At 40.5% G+C, this 8,962-nt stretch carries 7 protein-coding genes; 4 read left to right on the top strand and 3 right to left on the bottom strand.

Going from position 1 to position 8,962, the window contains the following annotated elements:
* The 3 genes from VFM80_RS13155 to VFM80_RS13145 form a co-directional block, all read right to left on the bottom strand.
* On the bottom strand, positions 1-770 hold a 770-nt coding region (locus VFM80_RS13155; protein WP_395072415.1), incomplete at its 3' end, for an ATP-binding protein.
* 6 nt (positions 771-776) lie between these two features.
* On the bottom strand, positions 777-1,442 hold the full coding sequence (locus tag VFM80_RS13150; RefSeq protein WP_395072413.1) for a heme exporter protein CcmB: 666 nt from the start codon (positions 1,440-1,442) through the stop codon (positions 777-779).
* Positions 1,443-1,538: 96 nt separating this feature from the next.
* Entirely contained in the window at positions 1,539-4,691 is a 3,153-nt protein-coding gene (locus VFM80_RS13145) for a S41 family peptidase (RefSeq protein WP_395072411.1), read from the bottom strand.
* Between the two features lie 173 nt (positions 4,692-4,864).
* Between VFM80_RS13145 and VFM80_RS13140 the strand changes: the two genes are divergently transcribed.
* From VFM80_RS13140 to VFM80_RS13125, 4 genes are all read left to right on the top strand, one after another.
* Positions 4,865-5,338, top strand: a complete 474-nt coding sequence (locus VFM80_RS13140; protein ID WP_395072409.1) for a PTS sugar transporter subunit IIA — start codon at positions 4,865-4,867, stop codon at positions 5,336-5,338.
* 12 nt (positions 5,339-5,350) lie between these two features.
* A complete protein-coding gene (gene dacB / locus VFM80_RS13135; protein WP_395072407.1) occupies positions 5,351-6,775 on the top strand; it encodes a D-alanyl-D-alanine carboxypeptidase/D-alanyl-D-alanine endopeptidase in 1,425 nt (474 codons plus the stop codon).
* 12 nt (positions 6,776-6,787) lie between these two features.
* Positions 6,788-8,161 carry a sigma-54-dependent transcriptional regulator gene (locus VFM80_RS13130; protein WP_395072405.1) on the top strand — a complete coding sequence of 458 codons (1,374 nt, stop codon included), beginning with the start codon at positions 6,788-6,790 and terminating at the stop codon, positions 8,159-8,161.
* A gap of 1 nt (position 8,162) precedes the next feature.
* Positions 8,163-8,962, top strand: an 800-nt coding sequence (locus VFM80_RS13125) for a bifunctional 5,10-methylenetetrahydrofolate dehydrogenase/5,10-methenyltetrahydrofolate cyclohydrolase (RefSeq protein WP_395072403.1), incomplete at its 3' end; no start/stop codon positions are given.

Below are 8,962 nucleotides of genomic sequence, written 5' to 3'. Positions count from 1 at the left end.
TCCCGGTTTTCTTTAAGCTTCTGTATATCAAAGAAACGTGTCATGGCATAATTTCCACCGGAAACCCTTGCCAGATAAGCAGCTTCATCAGCTTGTAAACCATCCACTTCAATCAACCCTTGTTCTACTTCTTTGTCTTTTAGGGTGCCGAGGGGAATATGCTGGCAGCGCGAAGTGATGGTAGGGAGCAGGCTCTCATAATTTTCGGTGGTAAGAATAAACATAAGCCGATCTGATGGCTCTTCCAGTAATTTCAGGAAAGCATTTGCGGTCTCCTTGCGCATCGTTTCCACCTGAGTAAGAATAACAATGATCCTGTTTCCTTCATTAGGTTTCAGCTTTGCAATAGGGCGAATATCTTCCCGAAAATAGTCGATGGGATAGAAGGCTTGCAGATTCTTTGAGGATTCATCATCCAGGGAAGGCCTTTGAGAAAAGCTGACGATCTCATAGGGGTCTTTAGTAAGAAGTTCCAAACGGTCTCTAAGTTCTTCAGTTTTAGCTGATGTAGGCTTCGGGATAAAAACATGAATATCGGGATGGGTAAACCACGACGATTTTTTAGAAGTTTTGTATTCTCCCAGATCACTTAAATGCTCTATGCCGTTGATGGCTTCAGCTAAAGCTAATGCAAAAGCCGTTTTTCCTACTCCTGCCGGACCTGAAAGTAAATAAGCATGGCTGATCCGGTCGGAAGAGAGCATGCGTTCTACTTGTTCCTTTGCCCGGTTTTGTCCTATAATTCTCCGATTACCAAATTTAATATCCAATTGTAGCTATTCCTCCCAAATGTAGTCAAATAATAAAATTCCTGCGGAAATGGTAACACCTGCAAACCCGATCAAAGCTGTTACATTGTTCATTGAACTGTCTCCGCCACTGATGAATGCCGTTTTACTGATGTCAGCAAGCAATAGTATTAAAGGCATAAACAAGGGGATGCTGAGTACTGAAAAAATAGCACCTTTTCGGTCTGCCTGAGAGACAACCGCGGCGGTCATAGTTGCAACTCCTGATAGCCCGGCTGTCCCCACAATTAACATTACCAGAAATGCAATCCAGGACTGAATTTGCAAGTTCATAAGAAAAATATAGCCTGCAAAGGTAGCTATGTTAATGAGAAGGGTAAATAAAAAGTTGTACAACAATTTTCCGGTGTAAACGGTAGTTCCCTCTGCATAAATCCTTAGCAGATCAAAAGTTTTCTTATCAGTTTCGGAAATAAAACTCCGGCTTAAAGCAGATAATGCAGCAAAAAGAATGATGATCCAAACTAATCCTGACTTTGGCCCAGGTTCAAGCTGATCTGCCCGAAGAGTAAAAAGAACGAGCAGCATGGCTGCTGCAACAAAAGCCAATACCATATTGAAGGCAAAGCGGGTCCGCAGTTCGATCTGAAGATCTTTCTTTAAAATTGTGATGGTACTTCGAATCCATTGCATGCCGAAGTTTAAGCATTTTAGCAGGTTATTGCAGTATTTATTGCGCGTTAATGGAATGCCATAAAGAAGCTTGAAAGTTTATTTAGGTTATGATAATTACTGATCTCTTAATTCTTCCATTATCAGCTCAATGGCTTTGGTAAGCTGTGGATCATTGTCTGTTAGCCGGTCTTTAAAGGTATTATGGACTTCAACATCAGGTTTAACCCCGGTGCGCTCCAAATTTCGTTCATCTCCGAGAGTATACACTCCCCATGCAGGAAGCCGGTAAAATGAACCGTCAACCAACCCTTTACCTGAAGTAAAAATGATCCAGCGATAAGTTTCTGTCCCAACAATGGTTCCCAGGTCCAAGGCCTTGAAACCTGCAGATGTTACTTCAGCATCACTTAAAGACTGCTCATTCTGTAGAAGAACAATAGGCTTGGCCGCCGGAGTAAAGTTGGGCTGGGATGCAAAATCACCGTTCCGGTATTTCCACTTTAAATACGGTCGTTGTGAGAGAAACTGAAGCACAGCATTATGGACATTACCGCCGGTATTATATCTCAAATCCAAGATTAAAGCATCACGATTATAAGCTTCTGATGTCATTTCAATAAGAAAGTTTTCCAGCTCCCCGCCACCCATGTTCTTCATATGTACATAAGCTATGCGTTTTTCTGATTCTTCGTCAACAATATCCTGATTTTGGTCTACCCATTCATCATATAAATTATTCCGGGTAGCAAAATAAGAGTCAGGATGGATCTTGGTGGTGAATGTAGAATTCCCTCTTTCAAATGTAAGGGCAAGTTCTTCTTGCATAGAAGGGCGGCTGAAGTAGGCTTCCCGATTCGTATCTTGATCTACTTCTTTCCCGTCAACGGCGATCAAAACGTCACCGGGACGTATATCCTTCCCACTAACATCTGCCGGACCTCGTTCAACAACAGAAGCCACGGTGTAAGGGGCTTCATTCCGGAAGAGCAATCCTGTAGAAAGAGAAACCGTTTCATAATATTCTTGTTCTTCCTCACCAAAAGTATTGAAACCCAGGTGTGAAGAATTTAACTCCCCAAGCATGTCATTCATCATTCTGCTGAAGTCGTTTCTATTGTTTACGAAAGGCAGATAGGTTTTGTATTGATCTCTGATCTCTCTCCAATTGATACCATGAAAGGTTTCATTGTAGAAATTTTCCTCAATATTAGCCCAAAGCTCTTCAAACATCTGGTCGAATTCAGAACGCAAATTTCGTTTGAAATTGTAGCTCGTTTCTATCTTAGTTGTTTTAGCCGCATCAGCATCCACTTCATAAACGGATCCATTGGAAAGCGCGTATAGAGCTCCGTCAACTTCAATCATATTACTTACGTAATTGACCCCCTCAATTTTCTTGGTTTCTGAGTTCTCGAAAGGCTCAAGAGTAGTAAAATATAACCCTGTATTACCTTCCTGATGATTACTGAGGTAGAAAACCGTTGTTTTTTCATTCTCCTTTATTACGAAAGGAGCAAATTGTGACCCAAAATTCTCACCGATATCCTCTAATCGCTGCATGAGACCTTCAGTATTTATGGTGATCTCGATCTCAGGTTCCTCTTTTTCAGAATCGCTATCATCGCTTTTTTCTTCTGTTTCTTCGAAAAGTTTGTCAAAACGATCAGATTTATAAGGGTCTTCATAATTATCCAAAGCCATTTGATACAGGTCTGTATCTCCACTGCCGCCGGGATAGGAAGGCTGAGTTCTGGAGGAAGAGAAATAGATATACTTACCATCCGGCGACCAGAAAGGATCTGATTCTGAAACTCCTGTCTTTGTAAGATTTATGATCTCCTGCGATTCGATATGATATGTAAATATATCGTGCTCAAAATCTCTTCGGGCAGTATATAATACATATTCATCGTTGGGAGAGAAGCGGGGTTGTTGGTTTTGGAATCCCCAAAATTCATCCTCAACGATCGTCTCGCTTTCAAAGGACTCAAGATTCATTATCCTAAGTTCAGACCGCCCGCTGAGATACAGTGCTTTACTGCGATCGGAAGTTAATTCCAAGGCTCGGTTGTTCCCTCTGTCATTCGTTATTTGATCTTCCTGTCCTGAGCCATCTGCGGCAATTGTAAACCAGTTTTGGTAACCATCAACAGTTTGGTTAAAAATAAGGGTTTTATTGTCTTTCAGCCATTTCACTTCAAGCACTCTGCCCAAGGCATTGGTCTCAATTTGGCGGATGAATTTCCCTTTGATGTCTGAGACGAAAAGCTCACCACGAGAGGTAAAAGCAAGTTTCTTTTTATCAGGAGAGATATCAAAATAAAATACCTCGTTTTCTACATCAAAGCTTTGCTCTTTTGCAAGAGTATTATTTTGGAATATTGAGATAGGGACTTTCGAACTTTCCCCGCTAGAGACATCATAAGTATAGATCTGATATTCTTTTTCAAATACAATGGTTTCTCCATTCGCACTTACTTTTGGGGTGATCACAGAGGTGTCAAAAGAAGTGAGTTGCTCTTCAGTGTTCTCGCTTAGCTTAAAAAGATTGTATTCGCCATTATCCCTGTCAGAAACAAAGTAAAGGGTACCGGCCTGGTCAATAGTAGGCCACATATCTTTTCCTTCCCAGTCAGTCTGTTTAACAAATTCCCGGGTTTCTGAATTGAAAGATTTTATATCCGGATTGAAAGGGCCTTTATATTTTTTCCTTTGCGGAAAGATGAAGCTCTCCCAGGATTCATTAAAATAGTAGATGTCTTCAGTGGGGTGGGCTACTAAATTGTGAACAGTATTATGATAGTGTCCAAATAAACGCTCAGGAGTTCCACCTTCAATATTTACGGTATACACACTTGTTCGGTTATATCTGTCGGAGCGAAAATGTATTTCCTTAGAATCCCAACTCCATGACTCAACCTGATCTGATGCCTGGTGGAAGGTTAATTGTTTAATGGGACCTCCTTCAAGAGGCATAATGTAGATGTCGTCATTTCCGTACTGATTGGAGGTAAAAGCCACCCATTTCCCATCCGGCGATATCGATGAACCTGACTCTTCTCCATCCATGCCGGTAAGCCTTACGGCTGTGCCACCTTCAGCCGAAACTTTCCAAAGATCACTTTCATAAGAAAAAACAATTGTTGAAGCATCCGGTGAAATAGCAGGTTGAGTCGCAAAACGAATATCATTTTGCGCAAGGCAATTGATTGTTGATAGTATTGCTAAACCAGCAATTGTGAGAAACTGGAAAGTTTTTCTATACACAGTGGAATCCCATTTGTTATGAATTTGCTCAAGGTTAATTAAACGAAAACTAAAAGCCAAAGTTTATACGTTATATACTTTAAAATCCTTTTTAATTAATCTTTGATTGATTGTCTCTTCGGTGCCTATATTCGAGTGCTATCGAATCATCATTTTTTCTTTAACCAAATTGCATGAATTTATTTTCACTGTTAGATAACGTCACTGTATTACCCAACTTTGTTGTTGACTCAAAAGAAGACCTTATTAATGCTTTGGTAGATGCATTAAAAGAAAAAATGGAAACTGAAGAGCAAATTGAACAAGTTCGTAAAGCAGTTTTTGAACGTGAAGAGATCATGTCTACCGGGGTAGGGAAAGGCCTCGCAATTCCTCACGCAAAAACACAGGCTGTAAGTGAAAATTTTGCCGCTTTCGCGCTACTGAAAGAACCCCTGGATTTTGATTCGATAGATAATGATCCAGTGCGGCTAGTGTTTTTATTGGTTGGGCCGGAATCAAATAACAGCCAGCACATAAAGCTATTGAGTCGGATATCACGTTTAATGAATAGCGGTTCGTTTCGTGAAAAAATATTAGGATGTACTTCTACCGAAGAGATCCTTTCAGCATTTCAAGAAGAAGAAGAAAAATATTTTGTGAGCTAAATGAGGCTGCTCTTGACCAACATTCTTGTCCTGTTGTTCGCGCTTGTTGCGGAAAGTCTCTTTGCTCAAAACATCTCTTCCATTATTGAACAAGCTCCTAATCAGGAAGCATTTTGGTCAGTGACCGTACGAGAGGAACAAGGCCGCATTTTGGAAAGCCTGAATGCAGAAAAAGTTATTATACCGGCCTCGAATCAAAAACTTCTTACCACCGCAGCTATTCTGGATCATTTTGGATCTGACTTTCACTATGAGACTTCTATTTACGGTGAAGGGAATTTATCAGGTCAGGTATGGGATGGAGATCTTATCATAAAAGGCAGCGGAGACCCATCTATAAGCGGTGATCTTTATAATGAAGATCGCTATCACGTTTTCAGTATATTTTTAGAACAGCTTCAGGATCTTGGTATTGACAGGATCGAAGGAAACCTGATCGCAGATGTATCCCTGTTTGATAAACAGATCTATCCAAAAGGGTGGGACTGGTATGATTTTTCATTCTACTATGGTGTTCAGATAAGTCCACTGTCATTCAACAACAATGCCGTTGATCTGGAAGTATTTGCGGATGGTGCCATTGGAGATACTCCACGAATTACCTGGTTTCCGGATAGTACCAACTACGTGGAACTTGTGAACGAGCAGGTGATTACGCATCCTAGCATTGATTATGATGAGTATTATCGGCGGGAGCTGGGGGAGAACCGTATTGTACTTGGAAGCACATTGCCTCAGGCTTATTACGAAGATGAGTCACTTTCAATTAACAATCCTCCTTTGTTCTTTTTGGATTCATTCAAAAAATACCTGATCAAGAATGGTATTGAAGTAGATGGATTTTTAGTGGTTTCCAACGAACAGCAGCAATTAGAATCTTTGCGAGTGTTAGCAAGGCACAGGTCTAAGTCAATGTCCGAACTCATAAAATGGGCGAATAAAGAAAGTGACAACTTTTATACTGAAATGATGCTCAAAACACTCTCAGCAGACTTGAGTGATCAACCGGGATCTTTTGAGCATGGAATAGAGCAGGTTCGAAGTTTCCTGTATGGCATGGGCATTGATACGGCTTATGTTCAGATGAATGATGGCTCAGGAATGGCAGGTGGGAATTTCAACAAGACCAGTTATATCTCGGATTTGTTAGTGAAAATGAAGGATCACCCTGAGTTTGATGCTTATTTCAACAGTATGTCGGTGGCAGGAATAGATGGAACCTTGCAGCACCGAATGAAAGGCACTCCACTTTATAATAATTTCAAAGGAAAATCCGGTTTTGTAACAGGGGTTCGTACACTAAGCGGTTACTTTGAGACAAGTTCAGGTAAGCAGCTTATTGTAAGTATGGCTACTAATAATTACATCTCAGAAAAGGTCCGTCCGATAGATTCAATACACGAGCAAATATTGATGTATCTGTATGATAAATATTGATTAGCTTCCTGCATGGCTGAAAAGAAGGCACATATTTTAATAACGGATGATGAAAAAGCTATCCGAAATACACTTGAGGAGATTCTTGTTTTTGAGAACTATGAGGTTTCAACGGTAGATAGCGGACAGGCGGCATTGGATTTTGTTACCTCTGAATCGATCGACCTTATGTTTCTGGATATTAAGATGCAGGGGATGGATGGGCTGGAAACCCTGAAAAATATAAGGCAGGCCGGCCATGAATTTCCTGTGATCATGATATCAGGGCATGGTACCATTGAAATTGCAGTTGAGGCTACGAAAATAGGTGCTTATGATTTTCTTGAAAAACCCCCTGACTTAAATCGTTTATTGATCGCCGTTAGAAACGCCTTGTCTCAACAAAATCTTGAAAAAGAGTACAAGCAGATCAAAAAGAAGCTCCCTAAAATTCAGAAGATCATAGGGAAAAGCAAAGCTATTTCAGACATTAAATCCTTAATTGATAAAGTAGCACCGACACAATCTCGTGTACTGATAACCGGAGACAACGGAACGGGAAAAGAGTTAGTGGCAAAATGGATCCATGAGAAAAGCCCAAGGAGGTTTGGCCCTTTTGTTGAAGTTAATTGTGCAGCTATACCAACTGATCTATTGGAAAGCGAATTATTCGGGCATGAGAAAGGTGCGTTTACGGGCGCCTCAGAACAACGTGTAGGAAAATTTGAACAAGCTGATGGCGGGACTTTGTTTTTAGATGAGATAGGGGATATGAGTATTGATGCACAAGCTAAAGTACTACGTGCTCTTCAGGATAATAAAATTACCCGTATAGGTGGTAATAAATCTATAATTGTGGATGTGCGCATTATAGCAGCTACCAATAAAGACTTGGAAAAAGAAATTCAGGAAGGAAATTTCAGAGAAGATCTGTTTCATCGTATCAGTGTGATCCCCATAAAAGTACCTCCGCTTCGTGATAGAAAAGAAGACATTCCCGCCATTGCTAAAGCTTGCTTAAATAATCTAAAGGAACGTGATATAAGCTTTTCAGCGATTTCATTTACAGATGATGCATTGAAAGCTCTTCAACAAAAAGAATGGAGCGGTAATGTACGTGAGTTACAAAATGCGGTGGAGCGATTAGGTATTTTAACTGAGGATAGCATAATTGATAAGGAAACAGTAGAAGAGGTGCTACAGTCCAGAGATTTAAATTCAAATGATTTAAAAAGCCTGGCTGATGGAACAAATGATTTTCAGGATTTTAAAGAATCAGCAGAACGTTTATTTTTAATAAAGCAGCTTGAAAAGAATGACTGGAACATCTCACAGACGGCTGAAACAATTGGGATACAACGGAGCCACATGTACAATAAAATTAAAAAATATAATATAGAACGATAGTATGAGTGCAGAAATAATTGACGGGAAAAAAGTAGCAAGTTTAGTACGTGATCGGGTTCGTGAAGATGTAAACGACTGGAAAGCTAAAGGCAACAGGGCACCGTTTCTGCAAGTGATTTTGGTAGGTGATGACCCTGCTTCCAAAGTATATACCGGGGCTAAAACCCGTGCTTGTGAAGATGTTGGCATAGAAACTCATACTGATATTCTTCAAGACACGATCTCTGCAAAAGAATTAAAATCCATTATCAAAAAATATAATACAGACGATTCTGTAGATGGGATTTTGGTTCAATTGCCGCTTCCGAATCATCTTTCTTCGCACGATGTGATCGAAAGCATAGACCATCGGAAGGATGTAGATGGATTCCACCCCATGAATGTTGGAAGGTTGACCGTAGATGAGCCTTGTTTCAGGAGCTGTACACCGGCCGGAATTATGGAGCTTTTCAAACATTATAGCATCCAGGTAAAAGCAAAACACGCTGTGGTGGTGGGGGCAAGTAATATAGTGGGTTCACCCATGGCGATCATGCTTTCTCGTGAGAATTCATCGGGTAAAGCAACCACAACTATTTGCCATAAATACACTAAAGACCTTACTCAACATACTATTTCAGCTGATGTACTGATCGCAGCCGCAGGCCAGCCGCATCTTATCAAAGCTGAAATGATCAAAGAAGGGGCGGTTATTATTGATGTTGGGATAAATCGAATTGCAGATGAAAATTCTGAAAAAGGTTATAAGTTGGTTGGGGATGTAGATTTTGAATCTGTACAGAAGAAAGCCAGCTGGATCAC

It is taken from the genome of Gracilimonas sp., from assembly GCF_035704785.1.
In the GTDB taxonomy this organism is placed as follows: domain Bacteria; phylum Bacteroidota; class Rhodothermia; order Balneolales; family Balneolaceae; genus Gracilimonas.
This window is presented reverse-complemented; position numbering and strand designations above follow the sequence as displayed.